The organism is Methanosarcina soligelidi (assembly GCF_000744315.1).
GTDB lineage: Archaea > Halobacteriota > Methanosarcinia > Methanosarcinales > Methanosarcinaceae > Methanosarcina > Methanosarcina mazei.
Genome location: NZ_JQLR01000001.1, coordinates 1,006,579 through 1,025,687, shown reverse-complemented (window position 1 = coordinate 1,025,687; position 19,109 = coordinate 1,006,579). Strand labels below are relative to the sequence as shown.

At 41.2% G+C, this 19,109-nt stretch carries 19 protein-coding genes; 9 read left to right on the top strand and 10 right to left on the bottom strand.

Annotation, left to right across the window (positions count from 1 at the left end):
* Nucleotides 1–5 precede the first annotated feature (5 nt).
* The gene (locus M886_RS04475) at nucleotides 6–308 is read left to right on the top strand and encodes a DUF1894 domain-containing protein (RefSeq protein ID WP_011033359.1); all 303 of its coding nucleotides are present in this window, start codon (nucleotides 6–8) and stop codon (nucleotides 306–308) included.
* Nucleotides 309–335: 27 nt separating this feature from the next.
* On the opposite strand, the gene M886_RS04470 is transcribed toward M886_RS04475, so the two are convergent.
* From M886_RS04470 to M886_RS04455, 4 genes are all read right to left on the bottom strand, one after another.
* Nucleotides 336–902, bottom strand: coding sequence for a hypothetical protein (locus M886_RS04470; RefSeq protein WP_011033358.1), 567 nt, complete (start codon nucleotides 900–902; stop codon nucleotides 336–338).
* Nucleotides 903–953: 51 nt separating this feature from the next.
* A complete protein-coding gene (locus tag M886_RS04465; protein ID WP_011033357.1) occupies nucleotides 954–2,090 on the bottom strand; it encodes a hypothetical protein in 1,137 nt (378 codons plus the stop codon).
* 399 nt (nucleotides 2,091–2,489) lie between these two features.
* Complete coding sequence (locus M886_RS04460; RefSeq protein WP_011033356.1) at nucleotides 2,490–3,539, bottom strand: hypothetical protein; 1,050 nt, start codon at nucleotides 3,537–3,539, stop codon at nucleotides 2,490–2,492.
* A gap of 133 nt (nucleotides 3,540–3,672) precedes the next feature.
* The gene (locus M886_RS04455; RefSeq protein WP_152557989.1) at nucleotides 3,673–4,785 is read right to left on the bottom strand and encodes a hypothetical protein; all 1,113 of its coding nucleotides are present in this window, start codon (nucleotides 4,783–4,785) and stop codon (nucleotides 3,673–3,675) included.
* A gap of 299 nt (nucleotides 4,786–5,084) precedes the next feature.
* Between M886_RS04455 and M886_RS04450 the strand changes: the two genes are divergently transcribed.
* From M886_RS04450 to hisC, 4 genes are all read left to right on the top strand, one after another.
* Entirely contained in the window at nucleotides 5,085–5,558 is a 474-nt protein-coding gene (locus M886_RS04450) for a PUA domain-containing protein (protein WP_011033354.1), read from the top strand.
* Between the two features lie 398 nt (nucleotides 5,559–5,956).
* On the top strand, nucleotides 5,957–7,030 hold the full coding sequence (locus M886_RS04445) for a hypothetical protein (RefSeq protein WP_011033353.1): 1,074 nt from the start codon (nucleotides 5,957–5,959) through the stop codon (nucleotides 7,028–7,030).
* Between the two features lie 640 nt (nucleotides 7,031–7,670).
* On the top strand, nucleotides 7,671–8,858 hold the full coding sequence (locus M886_RS04440) for an acetylornithine transaminase (RefSeq protein WP_011033352.1): 1,188 nt from the start codon (nucleotides 7,671–7,673) through the stop codon (nucleotides 8,856–8,858).
* Nucleotides 8,839–9,939 carry a histidinol-phosphate transaminase gene (gene hisC / locus M886_RS04435; protein WP_048045873.1) on the top strand — a complete coding sequence of 367 codons (1,101 nt, stop codon included), beginning with the start codon at nucleotides 8,839–8,841 and terminating at the stop codon, nucleotides 9,937–9,939. The genes M886_RS04440 and hisC overlap by 20 nt, the downstream gene beginning before the upstream one ends.
* Before the next feature lie 126 nt (nucleotides 9,940–10,065).
* Here hisC and M886_RS04430 read toward each other — a convergent pair whose 3' ends face one another.
* The 4 genes from M886_RS04430 to artA form a co-directional block, all read right to left on the bottom strand.
* Nucleotides 10,066–10,422, bottom strand: coding sequence for a dihydroneopterin aldolase family protein (locus tag M886_RS04430; protein WP_011033350.1), 357 nt, complete (start codon nucleotides 10,420–10,422; stop codon nucleotides 10,066–10,068).
* Between the two features lie 61 nt (nucleotides 10,423–10,483).
* Complete coding sequence (locus M886_RS04425) at nucleotides 10,484–11,227, bottom strand: archaetidylserine synthase (RefSeq protein ID WP_011033349.1); 744 nt, start codon at nucleotides 11,225–11,227, stop codon at nucleotides 10,484–10,486.
* Between the two features lie 2 nt (nucleotides 11,228–11,229).
* Complete coding sequence (locus M886_RS04420) at nucleotides 11,230–11,856, bottom strand: phosphatidylserine decarboxylase (RefSeq protein WP_011033348.1); 627 nt, start codon at nucleotides 11,854–11,856, stop codon at nucleotides 11,230–11,232.
* A 5-nt stretch (nucleotides 11,857–11,861) separates the two neighbouring features.
* Entirely contained in the window at nucleotides 11,862–12,731 is an 870-nt protein-coding gene (gene artA, locus M886_RS04415; RefSeq protein ID WP_048050725.1) for an archaeosortase A, read from the bottom strand.
* A gap of 833 nt (nucleotides 12,732–13,564) precedes the next feature.
* Here artA and M886_RS04410 point away from each other — a divergent pair.
* From M886_RS04410 to priL, 4 genes are all read left to right on the top strand, one after another.
* Nucleotides 13,565–13,975 carry an NUDIX domain-containing protein gene (locus M886_RS04410; protein WP_048037441.1) on the top strand — a complete coding sequence of 137 codons (411 nt, stop codon included), beginning with the start codon at nucleotides 13,565–13,567 and terminating at the stop codon, nucleotides 13,973–13,975.
* Nucleotides 13,959–14,273 (top strand): transcription factor S, encoded by a 315-nt coding sequence (locus tag M886_RS04405; protein ID WP_048037443.1) that lies wholly within the window; start codon nucleotides 13,959–13,961, stop codon nucleotides 14,271–14,273. The genes M886_RS04410 and M886_RS04405 overlap by 17 nt, the downstream gene beginning before the upstream one ends.
* A gap of 324 nt (nucleotides 14,274–14,597) precedes the next feature.
* Nucleotides 14,598–15,335, top strand: coding sequence for a DNA polymerase sliding clamp (locus M886_RS04400; protein WP_011033343.1), 738 nt, complete (start codon nucleotides 14,598–14,600; stop codon nucleotides 15,333–15,335).
* Nucleotides 15,336–15,342: 7 nt separating this feature from the next.
* A complete protein-coding gene (gene priL, locus M886_RS04395; protein WP_048050724.1) occupies nucleotides 15,343–16,458 on the top strand; it encodes a DNA primase regulatory subunit PriL in 1,116 nt (371 codons plus the stop codon).
* Nucleotides 16,459–16,515: 57 nt separating this feature from the next.
* On the opposite strand, the gene M886_RS04390 is transcribed toward priL, so the two are convergent.
* Together M886_RS04390 and M886_RS04385 are read right to left on the bottom strand one after the other, a co-directional pair.
* Entirely contained in the window at nucleotides 16,516–16,980 is a 465-nt protein-coding gene (locus M886_RS04390) for a glyoxalase/bleomycin resistance/dioxygenase family protein (RefSeq protein WP_048050723.1), read from the bottom strand.
* Nucleotides 16,981–17,480: 500 nt separating this feature from the next.
* Nucleotides 17,481–18,800 carry a cobyrinate a,c-diamide synthase gene (locus M886_RS04385; protein WP_015411795.1) on the bottom strand — a complete coding sequence of 440 codons (1,320 nt, stop codon included), beginning with the start codon at nucleotides 18,798–18,800 and terminating at the stop codon, nucleotides 17,481–17,483.
* Nucleotides 18,801–19,109 lie beyond the last annotated feature (309 nt).

The following is a 19,109-nucleotide window of genomic DNA, read 5'->3' as shown; positions in this document are numbered from 1 at the left end:
CAAAAATGGTGTGTTTAAGCGAATATGACTTTGACATTCTTCTAAAGAACGCCACTCTGAAAGAGTGTGAAACCCTTATTAAGGAACGTTCGGAGGAAGTATATCTCGTACCCGGTGGGTACGCAGTAAAAGGTATTATCCTTATGGGTGCAACTGTTCCTGTTGGTTTTTCAGGAAATGACATTATATTTCAATTTATAAAGCCCTGTTTCGGCCTGTTTGTTATCAGGCTGAGAAATGAAGCAGAAGTAATTAGGAGACTTAGAGACCAATATAAAAAAGATAAAAATGTAAAAAAGATAAAATAATCTCATAAACCTGCTCTTATCTATTGTTTAAATTTTAACTTTTCCGGTACATTCAGTCCTGCACTTGAAGAACCCGGCTGCAGGCAGTTCGTGAATTGTGGTCGCAACAATCATGCCTTCTCCGATTTCTTTCACAGCCATTATGGGCCTGCCTCTTTCGTCTTCAAGAACAACCCGGGCATCGGTTTCTGAAAAATAGCCATCGCATCCTGCAGGAGGAATAATGTTTTCAATAAGTTTCTGAGCTTCGTGCTCACCTACAGGACGGGGTGTACATGGGTTTTCTTCCATCACATATTTTAGAGAGAAAGGAAGCCATTCATATTCGTAATCGGGCACAAGAGGACTGAAGATTAGAAGGGTCCCACCTTTTGCCACGAACTTTTCAAGGGAGCGTTTGCCGCGTTCAAGCCCGACTCCTGTTTTTGTGTACTGTTTATTTGCAAAACCTGTAGGCAGGACAAGAATTTTACAGGCAGGCAGATAAGGAGTTCCAAGTGACGTTGAGAGTGCACGGCTGCATTCAAGCCCATACTCTATGAAGAGTTTTTCAAAAAGAAGAGGGCAGTCCCAGAGAATAATTACATCACTCATAAAAAAGGATAGTGAACTCCCACATATGAATTTATCCATGTGAACAAAGATTCAGGGAGTAAGAGAAGGTTCGGATGATATCAGCCGGGATTCGGGAATACGAATGTTATTCAGGTTTTTTCCGAACTCAAAAACTATCATGTGAGGGCTGGAAGTGACTGTGAAAGGATGCCCAATGCATTTGAAAATATTTGAATAGTAGCAAATAACACGTTCACAAACTTTACTGTCGCAATAGTCGTGAATTAATCTTACATATTCGCTGCCTTTCTCGGTGCAGACTTCGATTTCGGTTCCTATATTGTCGGTGAGGTAAAGAGCTTTGAAAATCATTATGTGCTCTGAAAGGGTGAAAGCCTCAGGGGGTTTGCCTGTAAATAACTCAAATTCTCTTGCAATATCGTCAACTGAAGGGAGATCTCCGGAAACAAAAGCTTCAAAAACTTTCTTATTCATGCTGAGCCGCTGGTAGTTTTGCTCCCTATAGATTTTGATAAGATTTTTCCAGAATTCGGGTCTTTTCCGGATTTCCTTAAAAGTGCTCTCCATCGGTCCGAAGTATTCTTCAAGCCCTTTAGGAATTTTCTCATAGTCAAGAAACTCAAATCGCCTGAGATAGACCTTGGTCACGTTTGACCTGCTAAATAAACCCTGTATATCGAGCTTCATCTGTTTTGCAAGAAAGAGAGAAAGGCTGTGGGCAATTACTCCCCTGAAACAGGGATTGCCATTTGAAAGAGTGAGGATTACAGATTCCGGTTCAGGGCTTCCGGTGCACTCTGCATCGACTTTAATTTTCCAACCCAGTCTATTATTCAGTACGTTTACATAATCAATAAAATCAGGGATCTTTTTAATAGTATACGGGTTTATTAACTCGTATACAGTTGATTCTTCAATAAGCAAACCTGAAGTTTTCCTGATAAACCATTCAAGCATTGTATGATGGATGAGCAGGAATTCTTCCTCTTCAATCATTCTGTTGCGGGATTCTGCACCCCTTGAAGCCTGGTTTGAGTCTTTAGAGTTTTGATCTCCTTTTTCCCCATTTTTTTCATCAATAAGCTGACAGGCAGTTTCTATAGAGTCCCTTATTGCTGCACTCAAATTTCCATTATTTTTGTCCAGAAAGGGCTTTAATTTATCTATATAACACTGGTCAATTGAGATATTTTTTCGGACTATCAAAAGGACATCCTCTTTTCCCTTTTTGGAGTTGAAGGAGATTCGAATTTTCCTCGCTCGCCTCACTATTTGATATTTATGAATCAGTACTAGATAGTAGTTATTACTTATTAATTTTTTTGTTGGAGCATTGAACGGAATATTTATATTTAGTAATTTGAGACAAAAATAAATGAAAACTAAAAACAGATTCATGAAAAACGAATATAAAAAAAGAGACAAACTGTAAAGAGCCGCATTTACATCAATAATTTATTTTTATATTTATTATGTTTGAAAAAATAGAGAAAATAAAGTACCGGTAATAACAGTTGTGGGAAGATAAATTAGCAGGTATCAATAATAACAGCCGCGGGAAAATGAATTAACAGGCAACGACAATAACATTTTATATAAGATAAATTAAGAGGAATCTGCAAACTCAATAATAATCAGATTTGATATTGACCTGATCTCAAATGTGCAGCCTGCCATTTTGAATAATTTAGAGAAAAACTCTGTAAGTTTTTCAATAGCAGTTTCTTCGGAAAATTGATGCCTGATTTTTATACTTATTTTTCCCCTCTCAACTGTCCGCTCAAGATCATTTGCCAGCTGGGTGACGGTAATTAATCTTTTGCAAATTGCAAGTAATTCATAAAGTGGAATTTCCCTGATGGGTTTGCCTGCAGATGCCTCAATAAAATTTGTCACATCCGGGATGCCTCCAGAGAGGAATGTCTCAAAGACGTCCTTGTTAAGGTTTACACGCTGATACCTCTGCAACCTGTATCTTTCCACCAAAGAATTCCAGAAATCTGGCTTGCTCCTGATTTCTTTAAAAGTATAGTCAAGAGTCCCGAAATTTTTTCTAATACCCGGGGGGACATCCGTGTAAGACCTGTGTTCCTTGAGGAAAATGCGAATTGAATTGGATTTCCTGTGGACAAAAGGAACATCAAGGTTCAAATGGCGGCCGATAAATATGGAAATTGCCTCAGCAAGGTATGCTCTCAAACTGGGATCCCCGTTCTCAATTACTATGACCTCGGTGTTGTCTTCCCAGATACTGGAGTAAGCTTCAACCTCCCACCCCATATTCTGACTGCGTATATTAAGATACTCAAGAAGGTCCGGGACATTCTTGATCTGATAAGGATTGAAAATCTCACTTACCAGCTCGTCATCTACAAGTATCCCATCGGTATTTTCGATAAGCCACCTGAATGAGAGCTGACTGACGAGTATGCATTCCCCGCTCTCGATCAGATTATTGCGAATTTCAGGATACTTTGTGGAGTTCTGTGTAAAATATTCCAGGGCATCTTCTACAGACTCATGGCCCTGAAGAGCAGCATCCGCGAACTCTATTACATCCCTGATTGCAGCACTCAGGTTCCCATTATTTTTTTCCAGGAAGGGCTGCAATTTCTGGAGATATTCGTCTTCCATAGAAACGTTTTTGCGAATCAAAGGTTATCCCTGCTTACAAAAATTTTGCTTCAACAAATCGTCTGGCGTTACAGGTACAATACAGGTACAATATAAGCTTAAACAGTATAATCAGGCTTATAAATTCGATTTATAAATATTTAAGAATTATTATTTATTCGTAAAAATCCAGACCCGGAGAAATTTTTACAACATCCTCTACTGAAATTTCAGGAAGAGAAAAATCAAAAATAATGAGTCCGGATACGTAAGTTACACTGAATCTGTGCAGACCGGCCTCGAATAAATTGGAAAACAGCTTAATAAGCTTTAGAACCACACTTTCTTCAGAGTAGTCGTGCCTGATTTTGATGCACTCTTTTCCTTTTTCAGCACATATCTCCACATCATTTACAAGCTGTGAAGCTACTACAAGATATTTAAAAAGAGGCAGAAGTTCTTGAAGTGGAATTTCACGAAGCGAACGGTCAGCCTTAACCTCAAAGTATTTTGTAATATCAGGGAGCTTCCCTGCCAACAGGGCTTCAAAGAGGCTCTTGTCCAGGTTTACCCTCTGATAGTTGAATTTAGTATAAAGTTCAGCAAGCGTCATCCAGAAAGCAGGCTTTCTCTCAATTTCCCTGAAAAGAATATCTCTGGAACCAAATAGGTTCCGAACTCCGGGAGTTGCTTCGAGCATATCGTGACGAACAAAAGGTCTGAGATATACGGTGATTGAATTTGATCTCCTGTGCAGAGCCTCGGCATCCAGACCTGCCCAGCGCGAGAGAAAAATACAGGCTACCTCAACAAGAAACTCCCTCATGTCTCTATCCCCTCCGGTGAAATCCATACTGGTACACCCGTTTTGAAGGTTTTCTCCACAGGAAGTCGAGACTTCAATCTTCCACCCAAGCTGCTTACTGATGGTGTTCAGGTACTCTATCAGTTCGGGGACTGTATTAATGAGGTAGGGATTTATAAGTTCATGGACAATATCTTCATCTATAAGCTTCCCAGCACTGTTTCTGATAAGCCACTTAATCATCTGCTGGTTTACCATAACACATTCTTCATTCCTGAGAAGCTCTTCTCCTGCTCCAGGAAAACTTTCCTTTTTTCCTGGATTTTCAGAACTTACATCTTGAGTTCCATAACTTTCAGGGCAAAGGCTAACCAGATCAATTGCTTCCCTTATTGCTGCACTTAAATTACCTCCATTCTTTTCCAGCAAGGACTGGAGCTTCTGGAGGTGAACTTCATCTAAAGAAACGTTTTTACGAATCAACAAAATCCCTGTTACTTTTTCTATATTGTGGCCGGTTCTGGGGAAATTTCCATCTGCAGGATAAATGTCTGAGGATCTTTGAAAGCTGGACTTATCTCTTTCAGGTCAGACAATAATTATTTTTCATCTACATTATTTCGAAATTTGTACTTCTGGACAGTCATTGATTAAAAGATACAAAATATAAATAACTTATTATTTCATCCGAAAAATATAAATTTACATATTTTCTGACAGCTTAACTCGAAACACCTGGACAACCGGAATGGCTTTAAGGTCTGCACATATTATCTAGCCTCATGAACTGCAATGTAGAAAGACTTTCAAGAGTCCGCATGATTGCGGATTATCAATTTGGGAAAGGTACAGGAAAAGAGCTGTTCCCAGAAGGGTCAACTTTCCAGCTTTCCCGGACAAAAAGGGTACGCCAGGTACTTCACTCAGGCAAAAGAATTGCAACTGCACGAGCAAAAGATGGTTTTTTCACTCTCAGCATCGAAGGAGCTTCCGTAATTCATAAACTTCTTTCGGGAAAAAAGCTAAGGGTAGTTGTTTCCGATGATGCTGCACCTTTTGTGGAGGCAGGCAAAACGGCTTTTGCAAAGCATGTTATTGATATTGATCCGGAACTCAGGGCTGGAGAAGAAGTCCTTATTACGGACAAAAATGACAGGCTGCTTGCAACAGGGCAGTTGCTGTTGTCTCCTGCAGAGATCCGGGATCTTGATAGTGGAGCGGCTGTGGATGTGCGGGCAGGAATTGCTTCGAAATAAGGGAAGTAGGGCAAGAAAACAGGTGAAGAAAATAAATTTTATACGAAAGGCAAAAAGTATTTTTACTTTTTATACAAATTTTCATATAGCCAGATATAATATATAAGATGCCATCTTTACTGCCCAAAAAACAAGAATGAGCAGAAAAAATGAATAAGAATATATTGTAGATAGTTATTTTTGAATGAATACTACCTTACAAAAAATGCAGTTATATTTTCAAGCGTGGTCTAAAAAACCGCACTCTGAAAACTACATCTGAACCTTTAAACCTACTAAATCTGAACCTTTAAACCTGATACCAGGAAACAGTTTTCTCGGAGAGTGAAAACATTTCAGAGCCAGAGCAAATCCTGAAATACCTTCTGGTTCCCGATAATACCAGAATAGAAACAAACATGATTACAGTAGAGGGAGACGTAATCATCGGCAACCACTCCAGCATCCAGTACTGTATATCTGGAGACACTGTCATCATGGGGGAAGGAGTTGCTGTTTCCGGAGACGTGATAGCCTGCTCTGATGCAAGAATTGACATGTGGTCAAAAATAGGTAGCGGAGTTAAGGTAGGAAGAAACGCCTATCTGGGAGAATTTGTTACTATCGACGGGAAACTGATCGTTGCAGGAGACCTGGATGTAGGAAAAGAGGTCAAAATCAAAGGCGGATTTGAGGCTAAAGGCTGGATTGTTGTCAGGAACCCTGTCCCTGTAATTATGTTTCTGCTCCTGTATATCAGGGAAATGATGCGTCTCGGCAAAGGGGAAGAAGTCGAAAAAGCACTTGAAGAGCTGTTTGATGATTCCGGGGAAGAAGAAGAGTTCGATGGAAAAGAACCCGGGGAAAAAGTACTGATCATACCTGCAGATGCAAAAATCTCCCCTGAAGCCATTGAAGTCAGCGGAGAAGCAATTATCGGGAGCAACTGCTATCTGATAGGAAATCTCAGGGTTCAGACCATAGAAGCCGGGGAAGCCCTTACCCTTAAGGGAAGCATAAATTCGGAAGGAAACATAATAATTGGAGAAAACAGCACCGTCTATGGAAGCCTTGTTTCAAAAGGGCAGGTAAATATCGGCAGGAACAGCAGAGTCTTCGGAGGTATAAGGGCCGATTCCGTAATCCTGCATGAAAAAGCAATAGTGGACGGTACTATAAAAGCACCTGCCGGTGTATCTTTTTTAAGAGAAGCAGCCGGAGAAAAGCCTCCTCTTGCAGATGTCAACGCTTTAGGGAAAGTGCTTATGGTCGGGCTAGAAAAGCAGCCAGAGAGTAAGACTGAAGAAGAGCTCGTAAAAGCTGTGGAGCCCGCAGATATAGATTCTCTGATCAAGACCGGCCCGAAAGTCAAAAACGGATTTGTGCCCGGTATGGAGAAAAAATCTGCCCGAACCAGATCCCTTGCAAGAACCCGACATTTTTCGGGGTCCAGAACTAGAAAAAGACAGGGAACCGGAGAACACCAGAGCTAACCCGAATTCTTAAAAACGGGCTCTGAAAATGTGGGGTTCTTCTGCCCGAGTTTTTTAAAGGATACTCTGGAATACAGAATTTCCTGTGGATCCTGATTTCTTTGAGCACTGATTTTGCTCTACAGCAGAAAAACTTCTTTTTCCAGAGAGCAGGTAACCTGTGACATTTAAGTGAATTCGAGAGGATTAACGGTTTTCCTGTTTCCCGGGAATAGGAAAAATTTAAACTGAGAAAAATTAGTTAATCAGGAAGTTATTAATTCAGGACATCTCTGTAGAAACCATCAGTTAGTTTAGAGAAGAAGTTCTTAGTTTAAGAAAAGAAGTCCTTAATTTAGGAGAAGAAATTCTTAATTTAAGAAAAGAAGTTTTTAGTTTAAGAGAAGAAGTTTTTAGTTTAAGAGAAGAAGTTCTATCAAGATACTCATTTGAGATATGAACTTATGAAGCAACCATGAAAATCATCATGAAAATCCATGAAGTTGACATATAAACTCACGAATTTCCGATGCTTAGGTGAAAACCGAAAAACCGCTTGAGTTTCAGTATGAACTTTCACTATTAGTCACTGATAAATTAGTCACTGATAAATTAGCCACTGATAAATTTACAATCACAAATTTAAAGGAAGGGAATTCACTTGACAGATAAAATTATTAATTCCGGTAACCTTGAAGCAGGGTACGATTCCGTTATAGATAAAGATTCAAAGTATGTGATGCAGACTTACGGGCGCCAGCCCCTCGTTCTCTCAAAAGGCAAAGGAGCAGTTGTCCAGGATATTTACGGTAAGGAGTACATCGACTGTGTCGCAGGCATTGCAGTAAACAATGTTGGGCACTGCCACCCCACGGTTGTTAAAGCAATACAGGCACAGGCTGAGAAGCTGATCCACGTTTCCAACCTGTATTATACTGAAATCCAGGCAGAATTTGCAGAAACTCTTGCCTCGATTACAGGCATGGAATGTGTCTTTTTCTGTAACTCGGGGGCCGAAGCCGTAGAGGCTGCGATGAAACTGGCCCGTGTGGCTACAGGAAAAAGTGCTTTTGTAGCAGCCGAACATTCCTTCCACGGAAGGACCATAGGAGCTCTCAGCGTAACTCACAAGAGCATGTACAGGGACCCTTTTATGCCGCCTGTAAGTTCAAAAACAAGTTTTGTCCCCTATTCTGACGCCGATGCTATCAGGAAAGCGATTTCCGAAGATACCGCAGCAGTGGTTCTTGAACCGATCCAGGGAGAAGGCGGAGTTAATGTCCCGGATCCCGGATATTTAAAAGAGGTAAGGGAAATCTGTGACGAAACCGGAACCCTCCTCATCTTTGACGAGGTACAGACAGGCTTTGGAAGGACAGGCACCTGGTTCTGTAAAGAACAATTTGGAGTTGAACCTGACATTATGAGCATGGCAAAAGCCATAGGAGGAGGGTTCCCCATGGGCGCCATTGCAGCTCGCAGCGGCCTCAGTTTTGGGCGCGGGCAGCATGCTTCTACCTTCGGCGGCGGGCCTCTTGCCTGTGCAGCAGCTCTTGCTTCGATCCAGGCGATAAAAGAGGAAAAGCTTCTGGAACGCTCAAAGGAAATGGGAGCTTATTTCACGAAAAAACTTTCAGGCATGGCTAGGGATGATATTGTGGAGGTCCGCGGGAAAGGGCTTATGATAGGAGTTGAGATTAAATATCCCTGCGGAAAGTTTGTAGATTTTGCAAGGGAACATGGTGTGCTTGTAAACTGCACCTCGGACTCGGTGCTCCGCCTTGTCCCTCCACTTGTGATTACGAAAGAACAGATAGACTCGGTTGTTGATGTCCTTGAGCAGGCGTGAACTGATAAAAAAAGAAATCTTTGACATTGAAGAATACGTTCCCGGAAGATCCATAGAAGAGATAGCTTCAACCTACGGGCTTAAGCCAGAATCAATTATTAAACTGGGATCAAATGAAAACCCTCTGGGACCCTCACCGAAAGCCGTAAAGGCTCTCATAGAGGCAGCTCCCGGAGCAAATATATACCCATCAGCGGATGCACATGAATTAAGAGAAGCCCTCTCGAAATACACAGGTTTTCCGGTATCAAATATTGTCGCCTCAGGGCCAGGAATGGACGGGCTTCTTGACGGGCTTTGCAGGATAATTATTGAAAAGGGAGACGAGGTTATAGTGCCCATCCCTACCTTTTCCTATTATGAGCTTCCTGCCAGAGCCTGCGGCGCAGAACCTGTCTTTATCAGGCGGAACCAGGATTTCTCCCTGAACCCCGAAAAGATTCTTGAAGCCGTGTCTCCCAGAACCAAAATCATTTTCCTGTGTTCTCCAAATAACCCTTCAGGCAATCTCCTTCCGGAAGCTGACCTGAGGAAAATTATTGAAAATACCGATGCCCTTGTGTTTGTGGACGAAGCATACGTTGAATTTGCGGACAGGAACCTTGCAGCACTGGTAAATGAATATGACAATGTTGCGGTTGGAAGGACTTTTTCCAAAGTATTCGGGCTTGCAGGTCTACGCCTGGGATATGGCATAATGCCTGAGTGGCTTACAAAAGAATATTTAAGAGCAGCCACCCCGTTCTCGGTAAGTCTTCCGGCATTGCGGGCAGGACTGGCTGCGCTTTCGGATACTGAATACCTGAATAAAAGCATAAATCTTGCAAGGGAAGGCAGAGAATACCTGAAAGAAAAAATTCCTTTTAAGGTTTATCCTTCTCAGGCAAATTTTGTGCTTGTGGATGTTTCTCCCCTGAAAGCAAAAAAGGTCACGGAAAGCCTTCTGAAGAAAGGAATAATAGTTCGCCCCTGTGATTCTTTCAGGGAGGCAGGAGATTCTTTTATCAGGGTAACAGTCGGCACTCCTGAGCAGAATGAAAAGGTTGTCAGGGCTTTTGAGATTTCAAAGAGCGAGGTATAAACCCTGCTCTTAAAACCCTGCCCCTTTACTTGAATTTAATTTTTAATTCTCAAATTCTAAGTTTTAGATGTCTTTAATTCTCAAATTCTAAGTTTTAGATATTTTTAATTTATTCAACCTTTGGGTTTATTCTATCTCCACAATCTTCATCAACGGATAATTCAGTTCAGGGTCGTATTCCATTGCAACCTTCACCCGTGAAGATCCGTACTTTACAGTGATTTTAACCTCAAGCATGGGACCCTGAAGCTCTGTGTATCCGAACTCGCTGTTTAATTTACTTTTTAAAAGGTCACGGTCGATTTTCACAGAAATATTTTCCACAAAGGGCTGGACTGAAATGCTTTCCTGAATAGCTTGCTCAAGGCTGGAAGCTGTTTTCAGGTTTACAGGAGAGCCCGTAAACTGGTGATAAAGTGCTCCCAGCTTTATTCCTGCTTCGAAAAGTGCGTTATCTCTATCTGTGATTTTGTTTTCAGACAAATAATCCTCTCCCTGCCTTTCTGGATATCAGTATGCTGAACTGGATAATTTTTTAAGTGATTTACTGTTTTTCTTTTCTTCCTTCAGCCTTTGCCCCTTTCCTGTTGCCGTAATCTTTACTGGTAGCAATGCTGATCACAGGGATTTTCAAGAAGGGTGAAAACAGGTAACTCAGCATAAGGATAAAAGGCAGGAAAGAAAAGACCCTCATATACTGCACATCAATGAAATAAAGCAGCATGGTTATCCCGAATACGGCAGCTACGAAAGCCAGGATCTTAATGTTCCTGATCTTCGGGTAATTTACTGTGCTCACCATAAGGATAGAGAGGGCAAGAGTCAGAGCAAGCAGAACATCTACAATTACAAAGCTTTCACCGAGCAAAAGGTATGTAACAAGCATTATGCAGCCTGCGGTAATAGGTAACCCTTCAAAACCTGCCTTCGGGACAGATATTGAGGAATTGAAACGGGCGAGCCTGAGCACGCCGCAGACAGCATACAAGCCTGCAAATATCCCGACGATAGGCTCCTCTACCCCGAATTCAAGGAATATGAGAAGAGCGGGAGCAACTCCAAAGGAAACTGCATCTGCCAGAGAGTCAAGCTGCTCCCCAAGCTCTCCCCCTTTGAATCTGCGGGCAATATATCCGTCTGCCCCGTCCGCAACCGCCGCAAGCAAAAGCAGGATCAGAGCAAATCCAAAAGAATCACTCTGAGCGGCTACTGCAATGGAGCCAATCCCGCAGATCAGGTTCAAAAGAGATACCAGGTCCGGGAGTCTTAACATCTGGAATACGTTCATATTCAAAAGTCCCTGTCATTTTTTATTGTTGCTATAATTGTTTTGCCTGCAAGCACACGCTCCCCTTTTTCAACTGTAATGTCAAAATCGTGAGGAATTGTTACATCAACTCTTGATCCAAAACGGATCATACCAATACGCTGTCCCTGTTCTACAGTATCATTTACATTCGAATATGTGACAATCCTGCGGGCAATAATGCCTGCAATCTGTGTTACTCTTACATCCCCATATTTGCTATGGATGATAAATTCGTTTCTTTCATTCCTTTCAGAATCCTTGCAAAAAGCAGGAAGATAACCACCTTTTTTGTAGATAATTTCACTGATCTTCCCGGATATTGGAGCCCTGTTAACATGCACGTTTTGAAGGAACATAAAAATACAAATTTTTCTGTCCCTGATATCGATAACTGTACCGTCGGCAGGGGAGATCATGTAAGTGTCAGATGTTTCTACCTTTCTCTCGGGATCCCTGAAAAAGATAACCATTACGAAAGTTAACGCCATTCCCACGTTAGCAATGTAATTAAGGAATGGTAAGCCGTCTGTTGCCCTGGAAAGAATTGCAAACAGGGCGGTTACAGATGCAGCTGTGAAAAGCCAGGGTTCAGAGCCTTTTGCGATCATTGATCTCAATCCCTAGCAAATCTATGCAGAAGATATTTCAATTCTTCGGAGAGTATGACCCAGAGGCCGTCAATCATTGCAAGTAACTCAGGCAAAATCTTGAGTACAGCATATGAAATTAAGAAGAGAGCTATTCCTGACCCTGCTTTCGCGATATAGTTATGGGCAATGACGAAACTGTCATTACCAAACCACTGTTCTCCATAAGCTACAACCACAAAGATGTCCCTGATAAGGTTAAGCACATAAATAACAGGCACGGATACGACAAAAGCCGGAACCAGGCGGGTAAGGGGTGCTCTGACTGAACCTATCAGCCCCATAAAAAGAGCAATGCTTTCAATTGCGGTACATGCAAGGATAATCTCTACCGTGTACCCGTTAAGGGTTATCATATTCCAGGCTTTCATATATGCCGGAAACCCAAAGTACTGGAGAACCCAGGTAACCTGCGAGGTAACGTTTCCTATGATCCAGGTGTTCAGGAAGGAAAAGTTTGCAAACGGGAAGTAAACAAGGGCTCCAAGAGCACTTGCACTGGTAAGCATTGAAGTTATGTCCAGGGGATCTCCTTCAGTCTGAGACGAGACTGGTAAGTGCATTACTTCTCTATTGTTTTTTAGAACAAGAGGACCTTTTCTGTACTCCCGAAGCATTATGTAGGCTACAAGTAAGCAGAAAAGGGCGAACAGAAATGTAAGGGCTACATTGGCATAATCCTGAACCTCGATGTAATGGAGAGGCTGGTAACCCCAATGGATGGAAAATACACCCCATCCTGTTCCCCCTATAAGTTTACGAACTCTTGAAGTTCTGGGAATAGCGGATGACGCAATCATTAACCCGACTGCGACCCAGAGTACATTTTCTATCATTTTTCACGCACCTTTTGCCCGGGATAAAGATTTTCAGCAATTTTCATTTTTATCATGGTACTGAAAAAATTTCGAGCAAGTTCTGAAATATCGGGAAAGTAGAACATGAAATTTCCTAAAATAATTAATAGGTTTCCGTAGAGGTTCCACAATGGACTTAAAGTTTTCATATTCATAAATATTAAGGGGCTCAAAGGTTATGGATTTTACTTTATGATATAGCGAGTTTGAAGTGTCATAATACATCAGGGCAGTTTCAGGATACTGGCAGATGCATACCTGAAATACAGCGCCAGAAAGGGCGTTTCCGGTGATAATATGAATAACATCGAACCAGGCAATTGCAGGATATTATGGATTACAACATTGACCTTAATCTGAATATATAAATACCTGCTATGGTCCTTAAGTCAGGGTTTGTTAATGTTAAGAGCCCTGTAAATAAATAACAAATTTCTATTATAGAAAAATAACGGATTATAAGACATTTATATTTTAGAAGAAAAATTAGAAGTATTCGACGGTTCCAAAATAAATAGATAAAGAATCTTTTGGTTATCCATAAAAGAGAAACCTTTAATAAACACTACTGCGTAAGGGGCTTTTTTGCTTGAGAAAGACTCGACTCATATCACAGTGAACCTGAAGCAACTTAAAACAGAATTAAAAAGAATAAAAAAGTTGATAAGAATAATTGAAATATGATGACGAGTTTTTACAATATGCACAATACTAATATATTATTCTGCCTGGCAAAATGTCAGAAAAAGCTAATCAGGAAGGAGATTTGTAGAGAAAAAAGATCTCACGGAAAGTGAGCTACGAAGGCGTTTATGAAACATACTACCCCCAGCCTGACCGTTGATACTGTAATTCTCTTTAAAAACAAGCTTGTTCTGGTGAAGAGAAAAAACCCTCCATATCAGGGAAAATTTGCCCTTCCTGGCGGCTTCGTCGAAATTGGGGAAAGTACAGAAACAGCAGCTGCCAGGGAAGCTTTTGAAGAAACAGGCCTTTCTGTGGAGATTCTCAAACTTATCGGTGTCTATTCCGACCCTGAACGTGACCCAAGAAGACACACGGTATCAGTGTGTTACCTTGCGAAAGGATACGGAGACTTAAAATCAGGCTCTGATGCTGCTGCTGTAGAACTTTTTGAGCTTGATTCTATTCCTGAGCTGGCTTTTGACCATAATAAAATGATAAATGAAGCAAAAAGTGATATTAATGCAGTTCTGTACTAAATGCAAAAGTATGATGTTTCCGAAAGATGGTAACTACCACTGCAGAAAATGTGGAAGCACAATACCGATTGAAAGCGACGCAAAGAATTTCGTCTCCAAAGCCAAAATTGATGATCACGAAGTAGTTGTACTCGAAGGAGAACAGACCTCAGGCCTGCCGACAACAAATGCAAAATGTCCGGAGTGCGGGAACAACACTGCAGCCTGGTGGCTAAGACAGCTCAGGTCTGCTGACGAATCCGAAACCCGTTTCTTCAAATGTACAAAATGCGGGTATACATGGAGAGAATACGACTGAATTTCATAAACACTTCTTACGGGCCTTTCTTAAAAACGTACTTCTGAAAAAATATAATACCGAAATATAGACTTCTGGATGACCATTTCGAGGTCAGAACTTCTTTTATGTTTCAGGCTGAGCCTGAAGCTTCCTTATTTTCTGACCAAGATTTATATAGTTGTCCGGCTTTGAACCTAATAATTTGCCCGGTTTCATGTATCAGTTATTCCAGTAAGGGAAGATTACCTTCAAGGGATAGAAAAATCCCAAATTGTAAGGAAATTTATATATCCAGTGATAGATAAGGAGTTTAAGGCTTAATTTATTTGATGGAGAAGAATCATGTTCAAGGCAGCAATTAATGCAGAGCTTCTGAAAGACGCAATTGCCTCACTGGCTGTAATTGTAGACGAGGTCAGATTCAAAATTAAACCCGAAGGTATTTCGGTAAAGGCGGTTGATCCCGCCAACGTTGCAATGGGGATTTTTGAGCTTGGGTCATCAGCTTTTGAGGAATATAGTGCTGATGAGTGTGAAATAGGGATCGATCTGAATAAGATTACCGACCTCCTGGGAATTGCGGACAGGAATGATACAGTACGTATGGAGCTTGATGAAGGTAGCAATAAGCTCCTGATTGATGTTGGAGGATTATCATATACTCTTTCTCTTCTGGACCCTTCAACAATCCGTGCAGAGCCCAGAGTTCCTCAGCTCGAACTTCCTGCCAAAGTTGTCCTGAACGGTGCAGACCTCAGGCGTGCCGTAAAAGCCGCAGAAAAAATAAGCGACCATATGCTTATGGGAGTCTCTGGCGATACTTTTTATATGGAAGCAAAGGGCGATACAGACCAGGTCCGCCTGGAAATGGGCAGAGACCAGTTAATCGACCTTAAAGCAGGTGAAGCCTGTTCCCTCTTCTCCCTGGACTACCTTACAGATATAGTAAAACCCACAAACAAGGTAAATGAGGTTACTCTCTCCCTTGGAAGGGATTTCCCAATCCTGATCGATTTCGAGATTGCAAACGGTGCGGGCAGAATCTCTTACCTGCTGGCTCCGAGAATCGAATCGGACTAAGGATGACATGCAGGCAGAAAAACTTGCATATTACCCATTCACTTCAGAAGCGTCTGCCTACGTTGGAAATCTGGGAATTTCCTTAGAAAGCCTGCTCAATTCGCGGGCTTACAGGGCTGCAAGAGCCCGTGGAATAGAAAGGGTAAAAGAAGCTCTTGAAGGAGAAATTAAAAAATCTCCTGTTTCGGGGGAAGCCCAGGTACTTTCAGAACTCCTTTCCTATCCATTTGCCAGGATGCTGGTCGCCTGCGTGGATGACCAGCTCTTTACCCGACGTTATTCTCTGGCAGAAGCAAAGGCTGCTTATACTTTTTTGAGAAACGAAAATCCGGATTTTCTGCTGGAATTCGGAGATGATTTTGGAATTTCAGCAGATTCTCAGGATTCTTATTTCAGCATGCATTTTACGGACTATATCCGCTTTTCAAATTCCCTTAAAGACCCTTCATGGAAACTGACAAACCGCCAGTTGAGAGCAGGAAAAATAAAAATAACAAAAGAAGAGTTTTCAAGGCTTCTTGAAGAAGCGGTCAGGGAAAGGATTGAACAGTCCTTCCCTGTCCCGGAAATCCCGCCCGAGGTTTCCAGTTTCTGTTCACCTTACGCTGCCGAGATAAAGGACAAGTTCGAAGTCCAGAAAAAGAAATTCGGATCTACGGATTTCGGAGCTGTCAAACCGGAACTATTCCCCCCCTGCATTGCCTATGCGCTTGCTAACGTTCAGGGAGGAGTGAATCTTGCTCACTCGATGCGTTTTGCAATGACATCCTTCCTTCTCAATGTGGGAATGTCAGTAGATGAAATCCTGAACCTTTTCAATATCTCACCGGATTTTAATGCAGAAAAAACTCTCTACCAGATAGAGCATATCGCAGGTGCTACAGGAAATACTTACAAACCACCTGCCTGCGACACCATGAGGACGTATGGGAACTGCGTAGGAAAAGACAGGCTCTGCGAGAAAATAAGCCATCCTCTTGGATATTACGAGAAAAAAGTATTCATAAAAAATAAAGAAAGAGAAAAGGCAGAGGGAAAAGAACAGGGAAAGGAGAAGGATGATGGGAAGGAAAAGGAAAACGGGAAGGAAAGTGAAGTAGAAAGAGAAGTGAAAAAGAAGTAACAGCAAATGAGTAATGTAAAACTAAATTGAAAGTCGGGACTGCCAGCCATCAATTGTTCATAAAAACTGCCTGACAAACTCCTCTGGCATTAAAGTACGTTTTGAGGTTTCTTCAACCGATAACCCTTCACTCAAAAGTCTTTTTACCACACTTTCCATTGGTTCGCCAACTTCAATAATGTGCATATCAGGATCGTAAAATCTGATTACACGCTGTCCCCAGGGCTGTTCTTTTAATTCATGTACATATTCAATGGAATTCATTTCTTTCAGCTTTTTAAGAAAACTATCTAAATCCTCTTCTTCAAAATACAATTCGGAATTATTTGATTTTTGAATAATATCATTCCTGTTTATGCGTGTTAATTCTGAAAAGTGTGGTTTTAGATGAATTGCAAAACCACTCTCAAACGATACATTTTCGCCAAAATCGTACTGTACTTTCTGGTTGAGAACTTTTTCGTAAAAGTTTCTGGAAATTTCCATATTGTTGACAACAAAAAGTGGGCATATAAATTTCATATTATTACCTCTTTTTATAAATGAATATAATCGGATGTAATCTATCTTTTTCCAGGTATATTTAGATTAAATAGTAGTAAATAAATTCAATAGTAATCAAAATACCCTCTCCAATATATTCATTATATTCAAAAAATAATATCTGTATTTATTACAACTGTATTTATTACAACTGTATTTATTACTTTCAGCCTTGCTAACTGAAAGTGTTTTCTATAGAAATTGCTTTAAAGTTTAAGTAAGAAAGCTCTAAAAAAACAAAATAAAAGGTATTTAAAGAAAAAGATTTTTTGGCAGTGTCGCGAATTTGCTGTAAATTTGAAGTCAAGTTTTTGTGTATTATCGGGAAATTGATCTTCTGATGTGGAATTTTCTACTCAATAACTTCTTGAGATTTGTGATTTTACAGAACTTATGCTACACTGTCAAAAGATTTGAAGAGGAGATTTAAAAAAGGTTTTTTTACTTTTTTCCCTTCATTTTACCTTTTTTCCTTCATTTTACCTTTTTCTGTATTCCCTGCATTTTTGCACGAATTTATCTACAGGGAAGCTAGCAGGATGAGAATGCATATACCCCGCAAGGGTATTGTGCTCTATAAGACCGTCAAAGCCGTCCTGTACACCTTTCCCGCGGATCATTTCGTATGCAAATTTTGCATCCCTGTCGCACTCCGTGATGGAGTAATGGAACTCATGGCCCCTGATATTGCGCGAAGAGAAATTTTTGTCAAGAGGTCGGGCTTCGGTATATCCGAGAGCTTTCAGCCGGTTTGTCATGCGAGTATTTGCGGGCACGACATCAGCCAGTTTATAAACGCGGTCATCGACCTCGTAGGTCCCGCAGAGATAGAGCAAGCCACCGCATTCTGCATAGATAGGCAAACCATCAGCTGCAAGCCCTTTTAATTTCTGTGTAGTCTCCGAGTTCTCGAGAGTTTCTGCGTAAAGCTCTGGATAGCCTCCCCCGAGATAAATTCCATCAACATCCGGGACTTCCCCTGTCATAGGGCTAAAAAATACAACTTCTCCGCCGTTATCCCTAAATGCATCAAACATATCACGGTAGTAGAAACAGAAAGCAGGGTCCCAGGCAACTCCGATCTTTAAATCCGTATCCAGACTCTGGACTACTTCGGCTTCAGAAACAGAACAGGGTTCAGCAAGTTCAAGAACTGCATCCAGGTCAACGTTTTCTTCAATAAATGCTGCCATTTCTGCGGTATTGTAGTCCTTTTCGTGTGCCATATAAAGCCCAAGGTGCCTTGAAGGGACTTCAATATCCTTTCTTCTGGGAATTGTTCCGATAATCGGAATGTTGCCGGGAAGCGAATTTTTTACAAGTTCGGCATGGCGGGGGCTTCCTACCTGGTTAAGGATGACACCTGCAACCCGGACTTCTGGATCGAACTCGGAATAACCTTTTAGAAGGGCTGCGGCACTTCTGGACATACCGTGGACATTGATTACCAGTATGACAGGGATGTCCAGAGTCTTTGCTACGTGAGCTGAGCTCGCAACTTCCGTAGAATCAATTCCGTCAAAAAGACCCATAACCCCTTCAACGACAGCAATATCAGCGTCTGCAGATGTGCGGGCAACTGTCTGCCTGACACCTTCCGTGCCCATCAGGTAAGTATCCAGGTTTCGGGAGGGGCGCCCGCAAATGGCAGTGTGATGGGAAGGGTCAATGTAATCAGGGCCTACTTTATAGGGCTGGACTTTTAACTGCCTGTGCTTGAGGGCAGCCATAATACCCATTGAGACTGTTGTTTTTCCAACACCGCTATGGGTTCCTGCAATAAGTATTCCTTTTGTCATTTGGTTACTATTGTACAGATTAATATATATCAATTCGGCTGTTAAGGAGAACAGCAACCGTTTACCGAAAAGACAAATATTAAGGAGTAAACCTGGAAAAGCAAACTTAAAAAACAGAGAGAATAAAACCAGAATTCACAATTTTTAGTTTCAATGTTTTTTATTTCAATGTTTTTTAGTTTCAATGTTTTTTAGTTTCAATGTTTTTTAGTTTCAATGTTTTTTAGTTTCAATGCTTTTTAGTTTCAATGCTTTTTAGTTTCAATGCTTTTTATTTCAATGTTTTTTAGTTTCAATGTTTTTTGATTC